The organism is Methylomonas sp. Kb3 (genome assembly GCF_002834115.1).
In the GTDB taxonomy this organism is placed as follows: domain Bacteria; phylum Pseudomonadota; class Gammaproteobacteria; order Methylococcales; family Methylomonadaceae; genus Methylomonas; species Methylomonas defluvii.
Genome location: NZ_PIZT01000049.1, coordinates 1 through 352, shown reverse-complemented (window position 1 = coordinate 352; position 352 = coordinate 1). Strand labels below are relative to the sequence as shown.

Below are 352 nucleotides of genomic sequence, written 5' to 3'. Positions count from 1 at the left end.
GCCGGTCGAACCGGAGGTATAGATGATATAGGCCAGATCCAGCGGGTGGTTGCGCGGTGCCGGGTTATGCTCAGGACATAGGGCGATCGACGGCCAGTCGCTGTCCAGAAAAATCATTTGTCGGTGGCCAGCATTGATTAAATCCACCAAGCCTGATCGGGTCAGCAACAATCCGACGCCGGCGTCGTCCAGCATGAACGCCAACCGATCCTCGGGATACTGCGGATCGAGCGGCAAATAAGCCCCGCCGGCCTTCAATATCCCCAACAGGCCAATCACCATTTCCAAGGAGCGTTCGATGCAGATGCCCACCAGCACATCCGGGCCGACGCCTTGGGCGATCAGATAATGC

1 protein-coding gene is annotated in these 352 nt (G+C 58.2%); it reads right to left on the bottom strand.

Going from position 1 to position 352, the window contains the following annotated elements; all coding sequences use genetic code 11:
* Positions 1-352: AMP-binding protein (locus CWO84_RS15375; protein ID WP_133120702.1), on the bottom strand; the 352-nt coding region annotated here is incomplete at both ends.